Genomic DNA, 23,981 nt, shown 5'->3' on the forward strand with positions numbered 1-23,981 from the left:
AAGTTGAATTCGCGGTTCATACTAAGTTAGTATCTTTATGGCAATAATCTATCTAGGATTATTCATGGTATATCCTACATAGAAACGAGATTGTTTTATATTGTGATGGGGCTTTTGATGTGAATTAAGTTTTCATAGATGTAATAATGGCTTTATAAAAATACTTGGGGTGGCTGTAGAATTAATGCTTATAGTTATCTAACTTGTTAAAAAGAAAATAGGCTTGGCGAACTGTATGGAAAAAGCATTCGAGAAATTAATGTATTCATCTCGCTGGATTATGGCTCCTATATATCTAGGTCTCAGCCTGGTACTAGTAGCACTTGGAGTGAAGTTTTTCCAAGAAATATTCCATATAATCCCAAACATATGGAAGATAAAAGAGGTTGAGTTAGTGCTAGTCACGCTATCACTTATAGATATTGCTCTTGTTGGTGGGCTAATAGTTATGGTGATGTTTTCTGGCTATGAGAACTTCGTATCAAGGTTAGACGTAGGGGATAACGACGATAAGTTAGGCTGGTTGGGTAAGCTAGATGCAGGTTCTCTCAAGAATAAAGTAGCTGCATCTATTGTGGCAATATCATCTATTCACCTATTAAAAGTGTTTATGAATACAGAGAATATTCCTAATGATAAAATAAAATGGTATCTTTTGATTCATATCACTTTTGTTTTGTCTGCATTCGCCATGGGTTATCTCGATAAAATAACCAGAAAATAGTTCTGCTATTAATAGTGATACATGTACAGGACCTTAAGCGTTGAGTCCCTTTAAAACTCCTTCCAAGGTCCTGTTCTGTATCGATTTTCTCTGCTTGGTTCGGCAAGCGTTCTTGGCCAAATAATCAGCTGCCCATTCCAGTCTTTCCCTTATTTCTGTCAGCGCTCTATGGGCCACTGCTTCCAATAGCGGCAACCACCATGTCGTACTGTTCTTTGACGCTTTCAACATCGATAGCTTCCCTGTCATCACACTCTGCGCGACCCGCCTTTTCATCACCAGCGACAGCAAACTCGTCCACACCAATCCCTCGGCGATGGCTTTCTCCCCCGTCACAAACCCCTTGAGCCGGTTGTGCGATTTCCACTCTTTAAATAACAACTCCACCTGCCAACGGCCTTGTTGCTCAAATCGGGGAACTATCTGTCATCTCGGTGATCTGATCCTGTAGCGCAGTCTCCGAGAGCATCAGATGGGCAAGTCCAAGCACAAGATCAGCAACTGGCAGCAGTACAACCAAGCCTTGGTGCAACGCGGTTCGTTGACCATCTGGATGGACGAACAAGCCATTAAGCAGTGGCATTGCCTGGTCCACCATGGCCGCCGAGGGAGAGGTTTCCACTACAGTGACACCGCCATTGAGACGGCCCTGATGCTAAAAGGCTTGTTCAAGTTGCCGCTGCGGGCGCTAGAAGGCTTCATTAACTCGTTGTTCCAACTGATGGCGGTGCCTTTGCAGTCGCCGGACTATAGCTGTATCAGCAAGCGCGCCAAGACCGTCGACATCAAGTACCGCCTCCCCAGCCAAGGCCCGGTGGCTCACTTGGTCATTGATGCCACCGGCCTCAAGGTCTATGGCGAAGGCGAATGGAAAATTCGCAAACACGGCAAGGAGAAGCGACGAGTGTGGCGCAAGCTCCACTTGGCGGTGGATGCCACAACCCATGCGGTCATCGCTGCCGAAGTCAGCCTGGAGACGGTGGCGGATAACGAGGTGTTACCGACGTTGCTCAACCCCTTACGACGCAAGATAAAACAGGTCAGCGCCGATGGTGCGTATGACACCAAGGCCTGTCATGCGCTACTGAAGAAGAAGGGGGCGAAAGCCACCATACCGCCGAGAAAAAATGCGGCACCGTGGGAGGAAGACCATCCCCGCAACGAGGCGGTGACGGCGCTCAAGGCCGGTGAACTGAAGCAATGGAAGAAAGACTCCGGCTATCACCAGCGCTCGATAGCCGAGACCGCCATGTACCGGTTCAAGCAACTCATCGGGCCAACGCTGAGCCTGCGGAACTACAACGCCCAGGTGGGCGAAATCCTGGCTGGCGTGAAGGTGATGAACAAGCTGATAGGGCTTGGTATGCCTGTTCGCCAGCCAGTGAATTGAGTGGTATCAACGGGTTGGGGAACGGCCATCCAGCGACGGATTTGATCAACAACGCCCCTGCCAACGGCAGCGATACAGGCTCATCACCTGCTCTGCTGACCATGCCGCTCGCGGCAGGTTGGTCATCCACAAGCAGAACCGCTTTTCCTCGGCAAACCAGCGTCGGATCAAGCGGTACTCGACCTTGCCGGACTTCACCACCATATCCAGCACCTCGGCCCGACAGCGCCGCCGTCCTGCCTCTTTCAGTGACAGTCCCGCCAGTTTTGGCACTTCCCGTCCATCACCGCGCCAGGCCTGGATTATCTTGGGGTTCAGGCTTTGCGTTCCTCGCACCAGATAAAATCCGCCAGCGTCGTTCACCTGCTCAAACCAGGCCCTGTCAATGTAACCCGCGTCAGCCAGCAGCAGGCAGTTGGCCAGCTTGTGAGCCTCAGGGAGAAATTGCCCCTCCCCTGCGGTATCGGCAGACACACTCATGCACAGTGGGCTCTGCTCCGACAGAGACATGGTCATATGGCACTCGATAGCCGCCGGACTGATGGTCTTGAACCGGCCGGGAAAGTCAGCCGCCAGACGCCGGTGCACCGCGAAGGAGGTGCCATCGTGCAATAACACCTGCTTGAACGCGCCGAGGGAGGCCGATTTGAGTTGATGGTCGATACGCAAGGCGATGGCCCGTTCGACCAGCGCTTTCATAAACAGGGCAAAGCTCTCTTTACGCAGCTGATTGTGAAACGGTTTGTAAGAAACCTGATGCTCTTTCGTCAGCTGCAAGGCATTGAAATGACGGTGTAAGCTGGCAATGTCATTGACCTGGTCGCCCCCCATGGCCCGCAACAGTGCAGGTACGAGCATGGCAGGGGTAATGGCGCGCTGACGCAGACAAAACTTGCAGAGCCGAGCAATGCGCTCGAGTGCGGCGGGAGCCAGGAGTTGCTCCAGATAGTGATTAGCATTAATAATGGTCATAGGCTTCGCGCGTGTTGATTTTGTTTGGCGATAAAATTAGATCACAAACGAAGCCTTTTTTATATCTATTTCAATTGGTTGGCGCTAAAGATCCTGTACATGAGCTGAAATATAAGGAGTTATTGATAACCCCCCGATGCCGGTCCAAGGCCTAACCTGTCACATGCCCCGCCGGTTGCAGGAAAAGTTCCCATACTGAGTTGTCTGCATTGCACATGACTGCCAAGGAGAGACAGAGATGAGTGAAGAAAGCAAATGCCCCTTCAACCACACCGCCGGCGTCGGCAGAACCAATCGTGATTGGTGGCCGAACCAGTTGCGGCTGGATCTGCTGCATCAGCATTCCCCCGGCGCCGATCCCATGGACAAGGACTTTGACTACGCCAAGGCCTTCGCGAGCCTGGATTACAAGGCACTCAAGAAAGATCTGGTCAAGCTGATGACGGATTCCCAGGAGTGGTGGCCGGCGGACTTCGGTCACTACGGCCCCCAGTTCATCCGCATGACCTGGCATGCTGCGGGCACCTATCGCACCACCGACGGTCGCGGTGGCGGCGGCCGTGGCCAACAGCGCTTCGCCCCCCTCAACAGCTGGCCTGACAACGTCAACATCGACAAGTCCCGTCGCCTGCTCTGGCCCATCAAGCAGAAATACGGCAACAAGATCTCCTGGGCCGATCTGCTGATCCTCGCCGGCAACGTCGCCCTGGAGACCATGGGCTTTCGCACCTTCGGCTTTGGCGGTGGGCGGCCCGACGTGTGGGAGCCGGATCAGGACGTCAACTGGGGGGATGAAATTGCCTGGCTCGGGGTCGATCCCGATCGGGTCAAGGGCGATCGCGAGCTTACGGCTCCCTTCGGGGCCACCCACATGGGCCTCATCTACGTCAACCCGGAAGGGCCCAACGCCAGCGGTGACTACATGGAGGCGGCCAAGGACATCCGTTCCACCTTCGGTCGCATGGCCATGAACGATGAAGAGACGGTCGCCCTTATCGCCGGCGGCCACACCTTCGGCAAGGCCCACGGCGCCGCGCCCGAATCCCACAAGGGGCCAGAGCCGGAAGCCGCGCCTCTGGAGGCCCAGGGCCTCGGCTGGATGAGCGACTACGGCAGCGGCTATGGCAAGGATACCGTCTCGAGCGGGCTCGAAGTGACCTGGACCAAGACACCGGCCCTGTGGAGCAACAACTTCTTTGAAAATCTGTTCAACTACGAGTGGGAGCTGACCAAATCGCCAGCCGGCGCCAAGCAGTGGGTGGCCAAGGATGCCCCGGAGATCATTCCCGATGCGCACATCCCGGGCAAGTTCCACAAGCCGACCATGCTCACTACCGACCTGACCCTGCGCTTTGACCCCGAGTTTGGCAAGATCTCCCGCCACTTCTACGAGGATCCGCAGGCCTTTGCCGATGCCTTCGCCCGCGCCTGGTTCAAGCTGACCCACCGCGACATGGGCCCCATTGCCCGCTACCTGGGGCCGGAAGTACCCAAAGAGGAGCTGATCTGGCAAGACCCCATCCCCGCCGTCAATCATCCCCTGATCGATGACAAGGACGTGGCCCTGCTCAAGGAGCAGATCCTGGCGACCTCCCTGTCCGTGGCTGAGCTGGTGTCGACCGCCTGGGCTTCCGCGTCCACCTTCCGTGGCTCTGACAAACGCGGTGGCGCCAACGGTGCCCGCATCCGCCTGGCTCCGCAAAAGGAGTGGGCCGTGAACCAGCCTGCCCAGCTTGCGAAAGTGCTTCAGGCCCTCGACGGGATACAGCAGACCTTCAGCGCTTCCGCCACCGGCGGCAAGCGGGTATCCCTCGCCGACCTCATCGTGCTGGCGGGCGGCGTGGGGGTCGAGCAGGCCGCGAAGAGAGCCGGTGTCGCCGTGACCGTGCCCTTCACTCCGGGCCGAATGGATGCCTCCCAGGCCCAGACCGATGTGGACTCCTTCGCGGTGCTCGAGCCCCTCGCCGATGGATTTCGCAACTACGCGGGTGAGTGCGCGGGCTTCGCGGAGACCATGCTGATCGACAAGGCGCAACTGCTCACCCTGAGTGCCCCCGAGATGACGGTACTGGTGGGCGGCATGCGGGTGCTCGGCACCAACGCGGGCAACTGCCACGGGGTCTTTACCGCCGCCCCGGGTACCCTCTCCAACGACTTCTTCGTCAACCTGCTCGACATGGGCACGGAGTGGAAGCTGGCGGCGGGCAGCCAGGGAGTCTATGAAGGCCGTGATCGCAAGAACGGCAAGGTGAAGTGGACCGGAACCCGGGTCGATCTGGTGTTCGGTTCCAACTCCCAGCTGCGCGCCCTGGCAGAGGTCTACGCCAGTGCCGATGCCAAGGAGAAGTTCGTGAAGGACTTCGTGGCGGCCTGGACCAAGGTGATGAACCTGGATCGCTTCGATCTCGCCTGATGACGCTGGCAGGTGCCCCGTTCCCGACGCCCCGGGAACGGGGCGTTTGGCGTTCTTTCCAGGTGTGACAACCCGCTTTTGCTGCGCTCTGAACATCCAGTCGGCCCCTAATTTGGGATTTAGGTCTATATCGACTTCATCCTCATAAAACACCGGATTATCTGCATCACAGCGGGCCAGTGCCGCGTCGATATTAGCCATTTTCTCCTGATAGGCAGGGTCTTTTATCCGCAAGGTCGGCACGGGCCTTCGCCAGACAATGCCCATACGCGGTAACCATCGGCGGAGCGTGGAGGCTGCCATATTGAGCCCCATTAACCGATTGATTTTGATAGCCAATAGTTCGGTACACCAACGGCTGCGCTGATAACCAAAATCTTGCGGAGAAAACTGCATGAGCAGCACCAGTAAGGTGACAATCTTGGCGACAGGTAAGATCGGGGCACGGCCAGCCGGTAAGGCTTCTAACGCCCCCACACCTTCATCCCGATACCACCGAAGCCAACGGCCGATGGTCGAGCGAGCAGCGCCGGTAAGGTGATGAACATCGGTGATCGTGCGTCCTTCATGTAACAGCAAGATGGCCATCAAGCGACGAGCATGCCCTTTATCACGCGTGGCATGGATGATTTTGTGAATGCGGCGCCGTTGTGGTCGTGGCAGGGGTGGTAGGATAGGCATCAACTCAGTCCTTTTGGTGTGGCTTGTTTTGTTTCGCGCCTAATGAGATCGCACAAACTGGACTGAGTTCCCTTCCTCCTGTGATCTACTATTCGGAACAGCTATTTAGCTCCAACCTGCAATGAAACTATGTAACCAAAAATTAAATCTAGGTAGTAGTGAGCGTTGAGACCACCTCACCAGATGAGCCGATGAAGGATCTTGTTCGGCTCACGAAATGAGCCGATAGGACAATATCATTGGCTCACAGAATGAGTCGATGATAAGAAATATTTCTCTCCACACAAACTAGAGTATGGAAGCATATTATTCGGCGTTGTTGCCCAAATCAGTTGTAAGAGCACAGCTTCCCCAGCCCCAAGTGACCGCTACACTCAGGGCTGTCTGACGGGCAGACCAAGGCTGTTCAGTTTGTTTATTGCTCCAACATACGCCATCACTTCCCCTACCTGACCGTTGTATGTTCGCAGACTGATTTTCCCCGCCAGCAACTGATTGAACCGATACATCGCTGTTTCCGCCAGCGAGCGACGGTGATACCCCGATATCTTCTTCCAGTGCGCCAGCCCTTCCTTGCGCATTACCTGCACAGCCTCATTTCTTGGATGTCCCTTTTCCCATAGGCCAGCGTTCTTGCGAGGTGGGATACAGGCTGTCGCCCCTTTGTACGAGATAAGCTGATGGCTGGCTTTGCTGTCGTAGGCGCCATCCGCATAAACCCGGCCCAGCTTACGCCGCAGTGGATTGAGTAAGGTTGGCAGCACCTCGGCATCATGGACATTCTCCAGTGACACTTCTGCTGCCACGATATCGTGGGTTGCCGGGTCCACCGCCAGATGCAGCTTGCGCCACACTCGCCGTTTCTCGGCGCCGTGTTTTCTGACCTTCCACTCGCCTTCACCAAATACCTTCAGACCGGTCGAGTCGATGACCAGGTCGGTGATACGCCCCTTGGCCGGCTGCCGATAGGCCACCGTTACCGTGCGGGCCCGCTTGCTTACGCAGCTATAGTCCGGTGCGCACAGCGGCACATTCATCAACTCGAACAAGGAGTCGAGTAGCCCCTGAGTTGCGCGAAGCGTGAGGTTAAAAATCCCCTTGAGCATCAGGAAGGTTGAGATGGTCTGGTCGGTGTAGAGCTGGCTGCGGCCCCGTCGTCCGTGATGGTCGTGGTGGAACCAGTTGTTCATGACCTCGGCATCAACCCAGAAGGTGAGCGAGCCACGCTTAATCAAAGATTTGTTGTATTGAGGCCAGTTAGTGATGGAGTGAAGCGACGCGCCCATGATGCAGACTTGAAGGGAATGGTAGTGATCAGATCACTGCGTCCTCAGTTAGTTCCATTCACGCTGCATCGATTTGGGAACAACGCCCTTCGCGTATCATTTTTGAACATTAAATGACGCCTGATGACACCAATGCCTTCCTTCATGTGGAAAGAGGTCGCCAAGCTGGCAGTGGGCTAGCGAGTGTCACTGAGCGGGAACTTCACATTCATCTTTACCCCTGCTTTTCACGCGGGAAAATTTGGAACCCGCCTTCGGACAAGGGGCGGAGGAAATTGCCATCAAGGGGTAAATTCAGTGTTTTTACTCTGATCCTGGGCTCATTTTGGTGCGTATCTCTGTACGGTTTGTGACACCTCTTGTGTACAATCCTCAGCCCGATTTTTATCTCCAGCCAGGCCATGGCTCGGACCGTTATCCATCCCAGAGTGAATCAAGTGACCGCGACCCACCCCATGCTCGACAGTTATTACAGCAACGACCTGGTGTTCTTCTCCATCCTGCTGGCGGTGCTCGCCTCCTACACGGCGCTGAACATGACGAGCCGGGTGAGCCAAAGCCAGGGATGGGGCGCCGCCCTCTGGCTCACGGGGGGTGCCTTTGCCATGGGGTTCGGTATCTGGTCCATGCACTTCATCGGCATGCTCGCCTTCAACCTGCCCATCGCGCTCGGCTACGATCTCCCCCTCACCGGCCTCTCCCTGGTCGCGGCCATCGGCTCCTCGGCTTTCGCCCTCTGGCTGGTGAGCCGCCCCCAGCTCCCCTGGGGCCGGATCCTGTTCGGAGCCGTGCTGATGGGGGCCGGGATCGCCACCATGCACTACATCGGCATGGCGGCGATGAAGATAATACCCGGCATCCACTACCAGAGGGGGCTCTTCGTCCTCTCCATCCTCATCGCAGTGCTCGCCTCCGGGGCCGCCCTCTGGATTGCGTTCAGGCTGCGCAACAGCAGCCCGCGCGCCTTCTTCAGCAAGGCTTGCGCCTCCCTCGTCATGGGCTGCGCCATCATCGGCATGCACTACACCGGCATGGCGGCGGCCCAGTTTCCGGAAGGGAGCCTGTGCGGCGCCCTCTACACCGGGCTCGACACCCAGTGGCTGGCGACCGTGGTCATCATAGTGACCCTGGCGGTGTTCGCCATCGCCCTGGTCCTCTCCATGCTGGATGCCCACGCCGCGCGCCTCTCGACCTCCCTCCACCAGGCTCACAACGAGCTGCTCAAGCTGGCGCTGCACGACAGCCTGACCCGGCTGCCCAACCGATTGCTGTTCGCCGACCGCCTGGAGCAGCGCATTCAGGAGTGTCAGCACAGCCAGCGCAGCTTCTCCCTGCTGTTTCTCGATCTCGACGGCTTCAAGATCATCAACGATGCCCACGGCCACCACACCGGGGATCTGCTGCTGGTCGAAGTGGCGGAGCGGATCACTGCTCTGCTTGGCCCCAATGATACCGCCTCGCGCTTCGGGGGGGATGAGTTCGTACTGGCCCTGGCGCCGGGGGACATCGGCCAGACCACAGCCTTCGCCGAGCGTCTGCTGGCCACGCTGGCACAGCCCTATGAGTGGGAGCACCACAGCCTGCACATCACCGCCAGCATCGGCATTGCCGTCTATCCCCAGGATGGCACCAGCCTGCACGAGCTGACCCTCAACGCCGATGCCGCCATGTATTACGCCAAGGAGCAGGGGCGCAACGACTACTACTACTTCGACAGCGCCATGAACGCCAACGCCCACCAGCAGTTCCTGCTGCACAAGGAGCTGCAACACGCCCTGGAGCGGGGGGAGCTGGCCCTGCACTACCAGCCCAAATACTGTGCCCGCAGCGGCCAGGTGGTCGGCGCCGAGGCCCTGCTGCGCTGGCAGCACCCGGAGCATGGTGCCGTCTCGCCGGCCAGCTTCCTGCCGCTGGCGGAGAAGAGCCGGCTCATCATCCCCATCGGCAACTGGGTCATCGACGAGGCGTGCCGCCAGATGAGCGCCTGGCGGGCGGCGGGTCATCACGACTGGAGCGTGGCAGTCAATCTCTCCACCATCCAGCTCGCCAGCCCCGGGCTGCTGGAGGAGGTGCAGGGCGCCCTCGCCCGCCATCGGCTAGAGGCCCGTCACCTGACCCTGGAGATCACCGAATCCACCGCCATGCAGAAGGCCGAGGAGAGCCTCGCCATCCTCAACCGTCTGGCCGAGCTCGGCCTTGGCATCTCCATCGACGACTTCGGCACCGGCTACTCCAGCCTGCTCTACCTCAAGCGCTTTCCCGCCAACGAGCTCAAGATAGACAGGGGCTTCGTCACCACGCTGGCGCCACAGGGGGACGATGCCACCATCATCGGTGCCATCATCGCCCTGGGCCAAGCCCTAGAGATGCGCATCGTGGCCGAAGGGGTAGAAACCGAGGAACAGCGCGCCCTGCTGACCCTGCTCGGTTGCGACACCCTACAGGGGTATCTGCTCGGGCGTCCCATGACGGGTGACCAACTGCTGGCGCACTGCTGCGCCGAGGTGGCAATCCCAGACAGCGTGTCCGCCTTAACCTGCCCCCTATCTGCGCCCATCACGCATTCACCGATTGCGCCTTGCCTTGGCTCTGGGTACGCTGCGACAACATGACTCAAATGCTGCCACCCGTCCCGTCAAACGGTGCAGCCTGCACGTTCTCCCTATCGCAACAAGGCAGTTCACACCAGGAGCAACAGATGGCCAGATCGGCATCAACCCAGAAGGTGAGTGAACCACGATTAATCAAAGATTTGTTGTATTTAGGCCAGTTGATGATGGAGTGAAGCGACGTGCCCATGATGCAGACTTGAAAAGGATGGTGGTGATCAGATCACCAAGTCCTCAGTTAGTTCCATTCAAGCTGCATCGATTTGGGAAACAACGCCATATTATTCTTATTATCTCCCTATCCAAGTTCAATGCCTAAACCTGATTCAGTACAGACCAACTCGGTCATCAGCCCTCCTCAATGCAGGGGCGTTTTGTTGCTAATCTTCTACTGAAAACGACAGTTTGGGGTAGGATAGCTCATGAGAGGTCGTGTTTGTATAATGAGGAATGCTACATGATGCCCTATGCAACCTATCAAGCAGCTACTGCGAACTTTCTCCTAGAAGCTCTTGGTATTCCTCGTGACCCACTAGGAGCACATCTATGGATCGTGGCTGGCGTATCACCGGACATACTCTATCGGCTCGCTGAATTGATGAAGACGGATGTGGGGACGGTTTGCCAATGGGCTGGTATTAGCCGGAGTGCACTGGCCCGAAAGCTTCGGATTGAGGTTCCCCTATCAATATCGCAGGGTGCCAGGGTATACGGAGTTGCACAGGCCCTCGATGTGGTACTCCTCTTCCACAGGAACGATGCCATCAAGGCTGTGTCATGGTTAAACCGCACAGCCTGGGGGCTCGGTGGCGTGGCTCCAGCCACGTTGTTGACTACACAGATGGGAGTCCAGGCTGTTGTCGAGCTTGTAGGGCGGATTGAGCATGGGGTTTGTCAATAAGTAATAAGTCGGCTGGCTTATATGCTAAAACTAGCATAATAGATTGAAATTTGATCAACCAGATTGATTTTGAAGATTTTTTCACATCCCCCCACTTGAAAAAATTGGAAAACTGTCCATTTACTAATTATGAGAGCTATAAATAAATTTTTTCCATTTCAACATTCCGCTGCTGCGCAGCGAAGAGAGACCAGTTTTACAAACCCACACCTTATTTTTATTCAATCAGTGAGTTGGTGTTGATGAATTAAAATTCATTAAGTTAGCTTGAAAATCAATGCACCATCACTTGGTAATGGTTTTTCTATGATCTGACAGAAAATAGAAAATAGAAAATAGAAAATAGAAAATAGAAAATAGAAAATAGAAAATAGAAAACATAGTATCAATAAAATACCTGATTACCCATGATTAGCAGTCAGTTACCACGAACTATACTGATCTTACGTACAGTTATCGAGGTGCGAGATCATGGCCAAAAGCAAAATCCAATTCCAGAAAGGCTACAGCCTGTTTGAGTTTCTCAAGGACTATGGCACTGAGGCTCAGTGCGAAAACGCGCTGTTCACTTGGCGTTTTCCTAACGGCTTTGTCTGCCCTGAATGTGCCAACAAGACCTGTTGTCGCCTGAGAAGGCGGCCACGTGTGTGGCAATGCAATCACCCGACATTCCGCACCTGATTTAGGAATAAATTTGCCGATAGCGCTCACCCAATACCTCCAAAATGATCTGCTGGTCTCCTGTTAGCTCCGTTACTTGTGGCGGAGCTTCTCCCAGTCGATATTCATGGATGCCACCAAAGCGCAAAAAGATCCAACGGGCCGTCGGCTGCTGGGTCGGTTTCTTTTTCATATCCGCCACACTGCGATTCTGCTCCACTAATCCCTGCCGGATCCGGTGCTCCAACGCTGCGTAAATCATCAGGCTGAATCGCCCCGGCTTCTCTAGACACTTTTGAGCCGTTCGAAATATTGCTTTTCACACTCTACTGGCGATAGCCCGTTGTTGAAACTGTGCCGACGCTTGGGGTTGTAAAACATTTCAATGTAATCGAACACATCCCGCCGGGCCTCCTCGCGATCCGCATAGGTTTTACGTCGGATCCGCTCGCGTTTTAGGAGCTGGAAGAAACTCTCCGCCACCGCGTTATCATGACAGTTACCACGTCTGCTCATGCTGGCCTTGAGCCGGTGCTCCCGCAAAAAATCCTGCCAGTCATAGCTGCTAAACTGGCTACCTTGGTCGGAATGAACCAACACTTCCTGCTCAGGTCGCCGTCGCCACACCGCCATCAGTAACGCGCTGATGGCTAGCTCTCGGTCGATCCTTGGCCTCATTGACCAACCAATGACTTGTCGTGAAAACAAATCCAATACTGCGGCCAGATAGAGCCAGCCTTCATGGGTTCGGATATAAGTGATGTCCGTTACCCAGACCTTATTTGGCTCAGTCACATCGAACTGGCGCTCAAGATGATTCGGTGCAACCACTGCCGGCTGGCCACCATAATGACCGGGACGGCGACGATAACCGGTTTGTGAACGTAAACCCTCATGACGCATTAATCGCGCCACCCGGTGTTTCCCGCAGGTCTCTCCCATCTCTCGCAGGTCATCCCGGATCTTACGATAACCATAGACGCCCCCGCTTTCTAGCCAACATTGCTTGATCTGGCCCAGGAGGCGTTGGTCTTCCAGGGCTCGGGCAGATAAAGGCTGGAGCTGCCAGGCGTAATAACCGCTCGGGTGGACATTCATCATTCGACACAGTCTGCGGATGGGATATGTGGACGCGTGCTCCCGGATGAAGGCGTACCTTACCCTGACAGCTTGGCAAAGTACGCGGCGGCCTTTTTTAAGATATCTCGCTCATCGGTGACGCGGCGCAGTTCAGCCTTGAGGCGCCTAATTTCGGCTTGCTGGCTGGAGTCATGCTGTTGCTGCACGTCGGGTTGGCTGTAGCGCCTGATCCAGGCGTAAAGACTATGGCTGGAAACACCAAGCCGCTCAGCAACCTCTGCCACTGGGTAATTCCGCTCAGTCACTTGCTTGACGGCGGCCAATTTGAATTCTTCCGTGTAACGTTGCTGTTTGCTCATAACACCTCCTGAATGACCTCAGTTTGAGGCTCTTGGGGTGTCTAGGAAAGTAGGGGCGATTCAGGCTACAGGTCATCACCATGAGCAACGCTTCAATCCGCTCCGGCTTTTTCAGGTACAGTGAGGAGGTTAAAAACTCCGGGCTCTTGAGAAAACGAAAGCCCCGTTCGACATTCTGCTGCGCTTTATAGGTGGCCAAAAGTTCGGCCATGGTTCAGCGTATCGCTGTGGTCATTGGTCGCCAGGATGAACACCCCGGTCTGGTTGCGGGCCTCTTCAACGCAAGCCAGGCTAGTTGCCGCCAACCCAGTGATTTGAAACTGATGGCCAATTGGCTCTTCGCCACGCTTGGGTCTGCCACGTCCTGTATAAACGGGTTCACCTACCACTTCGGCATCCAGTTGCAGCAGCATCAAGCTGGCGGTAAAACAGCTCAACTCAGCTTGGGCATCCGCCTCACAAGCAAAGCGTCGGGCACACAATTTGGCGAAGGCTTTGAGCTCGCGGGTACTGTCTTTGAGCAGGTTTTTGGCCAATGTCTGCTGCTCGCGGTGGCTGGCTTGTTCGCTGCGCACCAGCAACCAACGTTGCGCGACCCCGGCATAATTCGCGTGTTGCCAACGGCCATGATAGCCATTGCCCAGAGCGGTCAGCGGTTGTGCACCTATGGTTGCCACGGCCTGCTTTGCCTCATTGAGAGTGACGGGCACCCGGGTCACAAATAGTTGCTGCTGTTGCGCCAGTAATTGCAAGGTATCGGCGCAGTACAGTGCGGCATCGCCGACCAGATAACGGCACTCCTGCGCGGCCTTGAGACTGCTCAAATGGCGACGAACGGTCTGGGCAAAGGCTTTGGTGTCATTACTATTGCCGCTCAGGGCCTGCATATAGACAGGTAGGCCGGCCTGATTTTCACAGATGAGCTCAAGGATCACTTGATTCAGCTCTGGCCGGTGATCACGACTATAACCACGCACCAGTTGCAGCTTACCGACCAGATCCCCATCGGCACAGTCATAGGCGCCATCGACGTGGAAGCTGGTAATATCGAGGTGCACTGCGGTGCTTTTGAGCCCCAGCCGCTCGACAACTTGCGCCGCCATCACCTGATACAAGGCGCTGACATCGGCCTCAAAGAGGGCATCGAGACAGCGACCGAGCACATCATCATTGAGGTCATCAGCACAGATCCCGGGGCCAATCAGGCGCTCAACCGGCTTGTTAGCGAAGAATTGCGGGAACATGTGCAGGGTGCTGCTGTGAAAGCCGAGGCCGTTCACTATCATGGCGACCAAGGCTTCACCATGTGAGACCTTGAAAGGCGGGGTTTTGGGGAGCAAGGCATCGATCATGCGGGCAATGCCCAGTTCCTGGCAGAGTGCGGCGACCAAACCAAGGTGATCGAGGTTACGGATCGAGATAGCGGGTGCGGCCATGATGATCTACCTGCAAAAGAGAGTAATAGATCAGAACGGCCGATCGCCGTCAAGCACTGAAAATAGCAAAATCAGGTGCGGAATGACGGATCACTGCCGTCACCAGATGTCATTGACTGGAAACACGATTTTCGCAAACACCAAGCTCCCACTGACCAAGTGGTTTCTGGCAATGCACCTGTTGTCACAAACCAAAACAGGCTTGTCAGCGATGGAGCTAAAGCGCCAGTTGGGCGTCAAATATGACACCGCCTGGATGCTCAAGCACAAGCTGCTGCTGCAAGCCACGAAAGAATCCGATGACAAGCAGCCCATCAGCGGCATCATTCAGCTCGATGATGTCTACTGGGGTGGCGAGCGCCGTGGTGGCAAACGGGGTCGGGGCGCGGCAGGCAAGACGCCGTTTGTGGCAGCAGTGGCCCTGAACAAGGAAGGACATCCAATCAAGATGCGGATGACGGTGGTCGATGGTTTCAAAACCAAGTCCGTTGCTGATTGGGCAAAACGGCATATTGCCAGTGGTAGCGCGGTGATATCCGATGGATTGGCCTGTTTCAAAGCGGTCAAGGAGGCCAATTGTGAGCACCTGGGTGTTGTCACCGGGGGCAACCTGGACTGGCTGGATCATCCGGCATTCAACTGGGTAAACACGATGATAGGAAATGTGAAAAACTCGCTGCGGGGCAGTTGCCATACGCTCGGAGCGAAGCATTTACCAAGGCATCTTGCGGAATACTGCTTCCGGTTTAATCATCGTTTTGACCTCAAGAGCATGTTGGTTGAATTGGGGCATGCAGTCGTGGCAAGCCCTCCGATGCCATATCGGCTCTTGAAGCTGGCTGAGGGTCATGGGTAATCAGGTAAGGCCTTGATTATATAAGCTGTTCATGTCAGTCTTTTGTTTTCAGCGGAAGAGAAAAATTCGATGGGAAGTTCTGAACTTAGCTTGCTGAAAATGGCGATTATGCAGTCTTGGAACGCGGTTGTGATTACCAGTGCTGACAGGGCAGCAGGATATCCTGTAAAAATTGCGAACCCTGCTTTTTGTCAGATGACAGGTTACGCAATTGATGAGTTGTATGGTCAGTCATTGAAGATGTTACAAGGCCCTGCTACAGATCAGGAGGTGATTAACCGGCTTAGAAGTTGTCTTACCAGTGGTGAATACTTCGAGGGTATGACTACTAATTACCGCAAAGACGGTTCGCCATATTTGGTGCGCTGGAATATCTCACCGGTACGAGATGAGGTGGGTGACATCACGCACTTTGTTTCAGTGCAGCAAGATATGACTGCTTATGCCAAGGTAGAAGATACCAGTAAAATTCTTGGTCAGGCACTGGATGCCGCAGCAGAGCCGATACTCGTTACCGATGCGCATGCAAAGATAATCTATGCTAATCAATCGTTTATCCAGGTTAGCGGTTACGAAGAATCAGAATTAATCGGCAATACACCAACACTTTTCAAGTCAGGCTTACACGACGATGACTTTTATAAGAACTTAAAAGCGTCTTTAATGACAGCAAAGACGTTCCAGGCAATTTTCATTAATAAACGTAAAGACGGTACCTTGTATCATTCTGAGCAGAGTATCTCCGCTATCAAAGACCAAGCTGGTAACATTACTAACTATGTTAGTGTTGGAAAAGATGTCACTGAGCGACTTCTTGAAGAGCAGGCGCTTCGTGAATCGGCAACAGTGGATCAACTAACTGGTTTGTTTAACCGCAATCATGGTAAGGCGTTGTTAAGTGAGGCTTATAGCTTTACTCTTAGCCGGGAAGAGTCCATGAGTCTCATTCTTTGCGATATTGACCACTTTAAGCAGATTAATGATAGCTTTGGGCATCCTGTTGGTGATCAGATTTTAGCTCAAGTATCGGGTCTGCTTCGAAAGTCGGTTCGGGGTAATGATCGGATAATTCGTTGGGGCGGCGAGGAGTTTTTGATCCTGCTTGAGAATTGCACTGATATGGTCGCGGCAGAATTAGCTGAACGTTTGCGATTGCGAATTGCTTCAGAGCAGTTTCAGAATGTAGGCAAGGTCACCGTGTCACTGGGAGTTGCATCATTATTTCAGAAAGAAAGTTTAGAGCAGCTGATCAGCCGTTGCGATGAAGCCTTGTATAAGTCAAAACGTAATGGTCGAAACCAACTAACGTTAGGGAAGGTGCGAACAAGTCCCTGATATGAGATCATGTTTGTCATCTGGAGCCATGAAAAAGGGTTCATCATGAGTCATCAGCTCACCTTCGCCGACAGTGAATTCAGCAGTAAGCGCCGTCAGTGCGTATTCCGGCGAAGTTGAACAGCCACTCCGGCCAACGTGAACACCCTGATCCTTAACGCGCTCACGTCATCTCGTTTCTAACTCGACTGTTCAGATTGGGTCAACTCACTTCTCCTCTTCCTCATCGATTCTCCCTTCAGTGGCAGCCGGTGAGCGTTGTGCATCAGCCGGTCCAGGATCGCATCTGCCAGGGTGTTGTCACCCAAGCTCGCGTACCACTCTTCAGTTGGCAGGTGACTGACCACTATCGTCGAGTATTTCCCATACCGATCATCCATGATCTCCAGCAGTGCGTTGCGCTGTTCGGCATTCACCGCCTCCAGTCCCCAGTCATCCAGGATCAGCAGCTCTATCCTTGCCAGTTGACCCAATGTCGCTTGATGGCCATCTTGCTGTTACATGAAGGACGCACGATCACCGATGTTCATCACCTTACCGGCGCTGCGCGCTCGACCATCGGTCATTGGCTTCGGTGGTATCGAGATGAAGGCATAGATGCGCTAGAAGCCTTACCGGCTGGCCGTGCCCCAGTCTTACCTATCGCCAAGATTGTCACCTTACTGGTGCTGCTCATGCAGTTTTCTCCGCAAGATTTTGGTTATCAGCGCAGCCGTTGGTGTACTGAACTATTGGCTATAAAAATCAATCGATTAACAGGGCTCAATGTGGCAGCCTCCACGCTCCGCCGATGGTTACCTCGTATGGGCATTGTCTGGCGCAGGCCCGTGCCGACCTTGCGGATAAAAGACCCAGCCTATCAGGAAAAAATGGCGAATATCGACGCCGCGCTGGCCCGCTGTGATGCCGATAATCCGGTGTTTTATGAGGATGAAGTCGATTTAGACCTCAATCCCAAATTAGGAGCCGACTGGATGTTCAGAGCGCAGCAAAAGCGGGTTGTCACACCGGGGCAGAATGCCAAGCATTATCTGGCAGGCGTTCTCCACGCAGGCAACGGAAGGGTACTTTACGTCAGCGGGATCAAGAAAAACTCATCGCTGTTTATTGCCATGCTGGAAAAGCTGCGCCACCACTACCGACGAGCCAAAACCATCACGTTGATCCTCGATAACTACATCATTCACAAAAGCAAACAGACCGAGCGATGGTTGAAGAAGAATCCCAAGTTCTGCCTGGTGTTCCAGCCAGTTTACAGCCCTTGGGTTAATCACATAGAACGGCTATGGCACAAGTTACATGAAACCATCACGCGCAATCATCAATGCAGAGGGATGGCAAACCTGCTGGCCCGAGTGAAACACTTCATGGATACCGTGTCTCCTTTCCCGGGGAATGGCTATGGCACAGCGAAGGTGTAGCACTATTGGGATCAGTTATTTAGAAGATAACGATGTGGCTACATCATTCTCGCGTAGCGAGGATTGCTCATAGATCTGTCGGTTCTCGCCCCCAGGCAAGATAGGCTCAGTAGCCATTTTTTTCTTTTTCTAGGTTGCACCACTGGTCGTGGTGCATGTGATCCAGTTCTGTATCTACAATGCTGGCGATTGGTCTCTCCTCTGTAGTTGTTTTAGCCGCTGCAATTTTGGACAGTATGCGACATGCCGAGAACTGCTCTAGCTGTGCGGCCATAACTACTGCGACGTCCGGAAATTTATCGATAACCTAGCAGTTTAAATAGCCATGTTTCGTCACTAGGAATTAGTGTTTATATATATTCGTTGTAATTCTAGGTGCAATTATTAGGCTTGATAAATAAATCCCACAAAATGTCAATTTATTTTTTTCGTCCTATTGATCTTTGATGGGAATAGTCATATCTTCATCGGCACATAGACAGGTTGGCCTATGTAGATATAACGTATTCTACTGGTTTTGTTGAAATGTTATCTCTGAATTCCTGTGCACTATACTCGTATGGTCGTTACAAGTGACATTGTACACGAAGCACAGTTTAAGCATGTCTGGTCTCATAGGAATAAACTAAAGGTAAAGCATCTTTTGATATTTCACGCGCGATTTATAACAGGCTGATTTTGGTTATAATTAAAATTAAATCCAAGTGGTAATGCATATTATATATAAAAAGCAGGTCTATAAGGCCGAGGATAATAACAATGAGACAAAGAAATGAAACAATATTTGAGTGTGAACTCCTGACGTACGACCAGCAAGATCAGAGAAATAATGAGCAGCAGGACAAAAATGTAGTTTTCGCGAAAGTCATGGACAAAAGCGAGCAATTGACGTTGCCGGACCTTTTGCCAAATAGTCGACCGATGAGGACCAGCCGTAATCTGCATGCTATTATTTTACACAATAACTGGATCCCGCGTTTCAACCAGATGACGGCTGAACCAGAGGTCGCTAATTCTGATAATCAGCGCCTAGGTCTCTCTGATGCAGGTCAGCGATCTGCGCTGGTTGATGCCTGCCAGCATGCACATCTGTCAGACAGGGCAATTGATGATCATTTGACCGCGATTTGTGAACAGCATAGTTATCATCCTGTACGTAGTTGGCTGGAGAACGGGATGCCGTGGGACGGTAAATTACGAGTGGATAAGGTTATAGCCACCCTAGGTGCGGTCAACCCAAGGTATGCAGCTCAGGTAATTTATCCATGGTTGATTGGATGTATTGCTGCATTATATGAACCCAATTGGATATCAAAATTGGTTCCGGTCCTCGCGGGTGGCCAATCATTCAAAAAATCTGCATGGATACGCCATATTGCCACTGTGGTGCCTGGGTCAACACTGGATTGCTCCATCAATCCCGATGTGCCTGATGATGTGAGACGCGCAGTTTCCGCGTGGGTGGTAGAATTGGCCGAACTTGAGAGTACCACTAGGCATGAGGCTGGCAGTTTGAAAGCGTTTTTAACGAGAGATCATGACCGTTTTCGAGTGCCATATGGGCGCAATTTCACTGTTAAGCGACGTCAAACTAGTTTTATTGGCACGGTTAACGGCACTGGTTTCCTGAGAGATGCTACAGGGAGTTCGCGGTTTGCGGTGATCGAGTTGGCGTCACCAGCAAATATGGATGCTCTAAATGAAATTCTTGGCTGGAGTTGGGATGAGGGGCGAGTGCGTCACACCGAACCCGAGAGGTTACGGCAGTTTTGGTTGGAGGTGAAGGCAAAATATGATGATGGGGCCTCTTGGTATCTGGATGAAACGACAGTCATTCAAGCTGCGTCTATAAACGATGCCCACACTGATAAGGGAACTTGGTACGACCTTATTTGCCATCATTATCTTTCAGGGGAAAATAATAATACCAAATGGATTATTGCGAGTGAGTTGTGCAAGCTGCATGGAGAGAAGGCCAATATGGCAGCTTCTTGTGGTAAAGCACTCAAGATGCTCGCAAGCGAGGGGAAAATACAGAGCAAAAAAGGCCGAGCTAATCAAACACTGTACTGTTTGCCAATGATTGGAACAAATAGGATAGATAAAGTGACAAAGTAAAAAACACCCGCCACTGAGGCGGGTGTTTTTTATCAAAAGATGCTGCTAATGGTTAATGAATTAGATTCTGGTTAAGTGAACATTACAATGTTGCTAACCATCCATAAACCACATTATTACTGATTGAGTGATAGTTATGGTTAGGTAGTTAAGTAATTTTAATGAAAATAAAATTGTGAAGTATGGGTGAGTATAATTCAAAACTGTCAATATACTTATCCTTTATAGCGAACCTAATTAACCATCTAACCATTAGCGAAAATAAACCTACGAATGTGGTGCTTTAGGTTGATTAGGTGGTTTAAACAATGATTAACCAATTATTTTTAATTGCCGTTATTCAACGGCAAACGATCCACAGTCACACCCTTGGTATATTCTGATTAACATCCAACACCTGAATAGACAAGGTTTATCGACGACGTGTGCTCCATGTCACCTGTAGAAGCGGTACGAGTACTCTAAATAGCTGTTCCGAATAGTAGATCACAGGAGGAAGGGAACTCAGTCCAGTTTGTGCGATCTCATTAGGCGCGAAACAAAACAAGCCACACCAAAAGGACTGAGTTGATGCCTATCCTACCACCCCTGCCACGACCACAACGGCGCCGCATTCACAAAATCATCCATGCCACGCGTGATAAAGGGCATGCTCGTCGCTTGATGGCCATCTTGCTGTTACATGAAGGACGCACGATCACTGATGTTCATCACCTTACCGGCGCTGCTCGCTCGACCATCGGCCGTTGGCTTCGGTGGTATCGGGATGAAGGTGTGGGGGCGTTAGAAGCCTTACCGGCTGGCCGTGCCCCGATCTTACCTGTCGCCAAGATTGTCACCTTACTGGTGCTGCTCATGCAGTTTTCTCCGCAAGATTTTGGTTATCAGCGCAGCCGTTGGTGTACCGAACTATTGGCTATCAAAATCAATCGTTAATGGGGCTCAATATGGCAGCCTCCACGCTCCGCCGATGGTTACCGCGTATGGGCATTGTCTGGCGAAGGCCCGTGCCGACCTTGCGGATAAAAGACCCTGCCTATCAGGAGAAAATGGCTAATATCGACGCGGCACTGGCCCGCTGTGATGCAGATAATCCGGTGTTTTATGAGGATGAAGTCGATATAGACCTTAATCCCAAATTAGGGGCCGACTGGATGTTCAGAGCGCAGCAAAAGCGGGTTGTCACACCTGGAAAGAACGCCAAACATTACCTGGCAGGCGTTCTCCATGCAGGCAATGGAAGAGTACTTTACGTCAGCGGGATAAAGAAAAACTCATCGCTGTTTATCGCCATGCTGGAAAAGCTGCGTCGCCACTACCGACGAGCCAAAACCATCACACTGATCCTCGATAACTACATCATTCACAAAAGCAAACAGACCGAGCGATGGTTGAAGAAGAACCCCAAGTTCTGCCTGGTGTTCCAGCCAGTTTACAGCCCTTGGGTTAATCACATCGAACGGCTGTGGCACAAGTTACATGAAACCATCACGCGCAATCATCAATGCAGAGGAATGGCCAGCCTGCTGGCCCGAGTGAAACACTTCATGGATACCGTGTCTCCTTTCCCGGGGAATGGCTATGGTACAGCGAAGGTGTAGCACTATTGGGATCAGTTATTTAGAGTGGCAGTCACAGTCAATACAATGTGTCGGTCTGCAAATCTCCATATCTTTGACTTTTGTGAGCTGAATATCGGTAGGTGGATAGGGCCTTCAATATTTCTTTACGTCCAAATTCCATATAGTCCGGGCAATTAGTCAGATGTGGGCTACTCGCCCACAACTGTCAATGCTCTAAAACCGCTAGCCAGAGAGAGGTTCCCTTGGCTAGCCTGTTCAATGTGGTTGCTCCACCACATCATCATTATCACTCGTTGCTCAAAGTAATCTGCACGATTATAGGCACGGCGGATCTCGTTCTCGTCTGCGTGAGACAGTGCTGCCTCGATGGCATCAGGGTTGAATCCCTGTTCGTTTAGAGTGGTGCTACCCAGCGAGCGCAAACCGTGGGCCACCAGTCGTCCGCCATAGCCCAGTCGCTTGAGGGCGGCATTCGCGCTCTGGTCGTTGATGTGGCCGAGTGGATCACGGTAGCCGGGGAACACGAAGGGGCGGTGGCCACTAATCGGTTTCATCCGTTCCAGCAGGGATATTGCTTGTGGTGTCAGAGGGACTCGGTGCGGGCGTTCCTTCTTCATCCGATCTTCAGGGATGTTCCAGACTTTGGCATCGATATCGATCTCATCCCAGCGAGTACCTGCGGATTCGCCTGGGCGAACCAAGGTATGCAAGCTCCATTCAATTTGGCAGCGTGTTGTGAGGTCTAACCTCCCATTTGCAATGTCTGCCATCAGATGTGGCAACTCTGCTGGCTTGAGGGTCGGCATGTGCTTTTTGGTGGGTTTCTTGAATACCTTACGAATGGCAGAGCAAGGATTAGCCTGGAGAAGGCCATGATTGACGCTATAGTCGAGAATTTCGTTAATCCTCTGGCAGAGGCGACGTACAGTCTCATGTTTGCCATCTGCTTCAATTGGGCGAAGAATTTCAATAACTTTAGGCGCACGTATCTGGTCTATGGGCATTGAGCCAATGAAGGGCAACACATAGAGTTCAAGGGAGCGCCACGAATCGGTGGCATAGGCGTCTGTCACATTGTGGCGTTTCAATTCCAGCCATTTGCACGCCATGCGTTCGAACGTGTTAGCACTAGCTTCTTGCTTGGCTTGAGCTGTGGCGATCTGTTCTTCTTTATGGAGCTTGGGATCAATGCCTTGGGCCAGTAGGGTGCGGACTTCTCGCCGCCGCTCTCTAGCAGCGGCAAGGGAGACTTCTGGATAAGTACCAAATCCCATGTTGGTGCGCTTTTTATCGGCTGGTTTTTGGTACTTGAAAACCCATCTTTTCCCTCCGTTAGGCTTAACTCTCAGCTCTAACCCTTCCCCATCAGGCAAGGTTAACTCTTTGATGTCTGCTTTGGCTGTTTTCACTTTAGTGTCAGAAAGCCGGTTTGTTCCTGTCTTACGCGTCTTCTTGTCCATGCCGCCTCTTAGTACCACTGAATTTAGTACCATCGCCCTTGTGGTACTAGTAATGGTACTAAATGAGCTGGTTTCTGGCGACTTCCTCGGACTACTGAGGACAACAAAAAACCCGCAAAGCCTTTGGCAATGCGGGTTTCTGTACTTCTTCGTTCCCGGCCGGAACATGATTTGGTGGAGCTGGGGGGATTTGAACCCCCGTCCAAAATTACTACATCCTTGGCACTACATGCTTAGTCACTCTTTACATTCGCCAACCCGCTGCGGAGAGACACGCCACGCATTGACTAGCTCGATTGGTTTTAATGCTTCCGCCCCGAGCAGGACTTCCACACGATCCTGTGAAGGATGACCTTCCAATTCCCTAGGACACAGGCAAGCTAGGGGAGAAGGGCTCAGCGCAGGTTATTAAGCTGCGAGTGCGTAGTTTTCGTCGTTTGCGACTATTTTTTTGCGGTTTATTAACGAGGCCTACCGCACCTCGGCATGCACCTTGGGTTTCGTGAATCTTGTCGAATCCAGAATCAGCCCCAAGTTGTTAAGAGGGATTGTACGCAAAAATGCTGCCATGGCAAGGCGTTGATGGCAATCGATCGGTCATGGCCATTCGACTGCTGATTTATTGGGCGCAAGAGGGATGGAGAACGCAAGCTGCGGGCCGGAAAAGAAAAAGTCCGGGCTGTGACCCGGACCTTGC

Annotated in this window: 10 protein-coding genes, 1 other RNA gene and 11 pseudogenes; 11 read left to right on the plus strand and 11 right to left on the minus strand. The window is 52.8% G+C overall.

Going from position 1 to position 23,981, the window contains the following annotated elements; genetic code table 11:
• Positions 1-235: 235 nt before the first annotated feature.
• Entirely contained in the window at positions 236-724 is a 489-nt protein-coding gene (locus I6L45_RS12880) for a TIGR00645 family protein (protein WP_109422348.1), read from the plus strand.
• Between the two features lie 33 nt (positions 725-757).
• Here I6L45_RS12880 and I6L45_RS12885 read toward each other — a convergent pair.
• A pseudogene (locus I6L45_RS12885) lies at positions 758-1,120 on the minus strand (IS4 family transposase); the annotation flags it as partial.
• Between the two features lie 76 nt (positions 1,121-1,196).
• On the opposite strand from I6L45_RS12885, the gene I6L45_RS12890 reads away from it, so the two are divergent.
• Entirely contained in the window at positions 1,197-2,114 is a 918-nt protein-coding gene (locus I6L45_RS12890; protein WP_024946304.1) for an IS5 family transposase, read from the plus strand.
• A 57-nt stretch (positions 2,115-2,171) separates the two neighbouring features.
• Here the strand turns inward: I6L45_RS12890 and I6L45_RS12895 are convergent.
• Positions 2,172-3,086 (minus strand): annotated as a pseudogene (locus I6L45_RS12895) (IS4-like element ISAeme3 family transposase); the annotation flags it as partial.
• Positions 3,087-3,324: 238 nt separating this feature from the next.
• On the opposite strand from I6L45_RS12895, the gene katG reads away from it, so the two are divergent.
• Positions 3,325-5,499: a catalase/peroxidase HPI gene (katG, locus tag I6L45_RS12900; protein WP_069785383.1), complete on the plus strand. Its 2,175-nt coding sequence runs from the start codon at positions 3,325-3,327 to the stop codon at positions 5,497-5,499.
• Between the two features lie 45 nt (positions 5,500-5,544).
• Here katG and I6L45_RS12905 read toward each other — a convergent pair.
• Together I6L45_RS12905 and I6L45_RS12910 are read right to left on the minus strand one after the other, a co-directional pair.
• Positions 5,545-6,180 (minus strand): annotated as a pseudogene (locus I6L45_RS12905) (IS630 family transposase); the annotation flags it as partial.
• Positions 6,181-6,554: 374 nt separating this feature from the next.
• Positions 6,555-7,466, minus strand: a complete 912-nt coding sequence (locus I6L45_RS12910; RefSeq protein ID WP_069785382.1) for an IS5 family transposase — start codon at positions 7,464-7,466, stop codon at positions 6,555-6,557.
• A gap of 455 nt (positions 7,467-7,921) precedes the next feature.
• On the opposite strand from I6L45_RS12910, the gene I6L45_RS12915 reads away from it, so the two are divergent.
• On the plus strand, positions 7,922-10,078 hold the full coding sequence (locus I6L45_RS12915; protein ID WP_254204321.1) for a bifunctional diguanylate cyclase/phosphodiesterase: 2,157 nt from the start codon (positions 7,922-7,924) through the stop codon (positions 10,076-10,078).
• Between the two features lie 94 nt (positions 10,079-10,172).
• On the opposite strand, the pseudogene I6L45_RS12920 reads toward I6L45_RS12915, so the two are convergent.
• Positions 10,173-10,265: pseudogene (locus I6L45_RS12920) on the minus strand (IS5/IS1182 family transposase); the annotation flags it as partial.
• 270 nt (positions 10,266-10,535) lie between these two features.
• Here I6L45_RS12920 and I6L45_RS12925 point away from each other — a divergent pair.
• Both I6L45_RS12925 and I6L45_RS12930 read left to right on the plus strand, forming a co-directional pair.
• On the plus strand, positions 10,536-10,976 hold the full coding sequence (locus tag I6L45_RS12925) for an antitoxin Xre/MbcA/ParS toxin-binding domain-containing protein (RefSeq protein ID WP_042019807.1): 441 nt from the start codon (positions 10,536-10,538) through the stop codon (positions 10,974-10,976).
• Between the two features lie 471 nt (positions 10,977-11,447).
• Positions 11,448-11,639: pseudogene (locus I6L45_RS12930) on the plus strand (transposase); the annotation flags it as partial.
• 19 nt (positions 11,640-11,658) lie between these two features.
• Here I6L45_RS12930 and I6L45_RS12935 read toward each other — a convergent pair.
• The 3 genes and pseudogenes from I6L45_RS12935 to I6L45_RS12945 all read right to left on the minus strand — a co-directional run.
• A pseudogene (locus I6L45_RS12935) lies at positions 11,659-11,904 on the minus strand (IS1634 family transposase); the annotation flags it as partial.
• 17 nt (positions 11,905-11,921) lie between these two features.
• Positions 11,922-13,075, minus strand: a protein-coding gene (locus I6L45_RS12940; protein ID WP_216982260.1) for an IS3 family transposase whose coding sequence is annotated in 2 segments (ribosomal slippage) — positions 11,922-12,838 and positions 12,838-13,075 — 1,155 coding nt in all. Because the reading frame shifts where the segments join, the coding sequence is not laid out codon by codon here.
• A gap of 61 nt (positions 13,076-13,136) precedes the next feature.
• Positions 13,137-14,511: pseudogene (locus tag I6L45_RS12945) on the minus strand (IS1634-like element ISAs25 family transposase); the annotation flags it as partial.
• An 88-nt stretch (positions 14,512-14,599) separates the two neighbouring features.
• Between I6L45_RS12945 and I6L45_RS12950 the strand changes: the two are divergent.
• A pseudogene (locus I6L45_RS12950) lies at positions 14,600-15,367 on the plus strand (IS1595-like element ISKpn3 family transposase); the annotation flags it as partial.
• 69 nt (positions 15,368-15,436) lie between these two features.
• Positions 15,437-16,702, plus strand: a complete 1,266-nt coding sequence (locus tag I6L45_RS12955) for a diguanylate cyclase (protein ID WP_059169929.1) — start codon at positions 15,437-15,439, stop codon at positions 16,700-16,702.
• A 179-nt stretch (positions 16,703-16,881) separates the two neighbouring features.
• Here I6L45_RS12955 and istB read toward each other — a convergent pair.
• A pseudogene (gene istB, locus I6L45_RS12960) lies at positions 16,882-17,175 on the minus strand (IS21-like element ISAs29 family helper ATPase IstB); the annotation flags it as partial.
• Positions 17,176-17,178: 3 nt separating this feature from the next.
• On the opposite strand from istB, the pseudogene I6L45_RS12965 reads away from it, so the two are divergent.
• From I6L45_RS12965 to I6L45_RS12975, 3 genes and pseudogenes are all read left to right on the plus strand, one after another.
• Positions 17,179-18,123: pseudogene (locus I6L45_RS12965) on the plus strand (IS630-like element ISAhy2 family transposase); the annotation flags it as partial.
• Between the two features lie 759 nt (positions 18,124-18,882).
• Positions 18,883-20,241 carry a virulence-associated E family protein gene (locus I6L45_RS12970; RefSeq protein ID WP_223931104.1) on the plus strand — a complete coding sequence of 453 codons (1,359 nt, stop codon included), beginning with the start codon at positions 18,883-18,885 and terminating at the stop codon, positions 20,239-20,241.
• 570 nt (positions 20,242-20,811) lie between these two features.
• Positions 20,812-21,842: pseudogene (locus I6L45_RS12975) on the plus strand (IS630 family transposase).
• Positions 21,843-22,012: 170 nt separating this feature from the next.
• On the opposite strand, the gene I6L45_RS12980 reads toward I6L45_RS12975, so the two are convergent.
• On the minus strand, positions 22,013-23,284 hold the full coding sequence (locus I6L45_RS12980) for an integrase domain-containing protein (protein ID WP_104452560.1): 1,272 nt from the start codon (positions 23,282-23,284) through the stop codon (positions 22,013-22,015).
• Positions 23,285-23,456: 172 nt separating this feature from the next.
• Positions 23,457-23,816: a transfer-messenger RNA gene (ssrA, locus tag I6L45_RS12985) on the minus strand.
• Between the last annotated feature and the right edge of the window lie 165 nt (positions 23,817-23,981).

The organism is Aeromonas sp. FDAARGOS 1415, assembly GCF_019048365.1.
Taxonomy (GTDB): domain Bacteria; phylum Pseudomonadota; class Gammaproteobacteria; order Enterobacterales; family Aeromonadaceae; genus Aeromonas; species Aeromonas taiwanensis.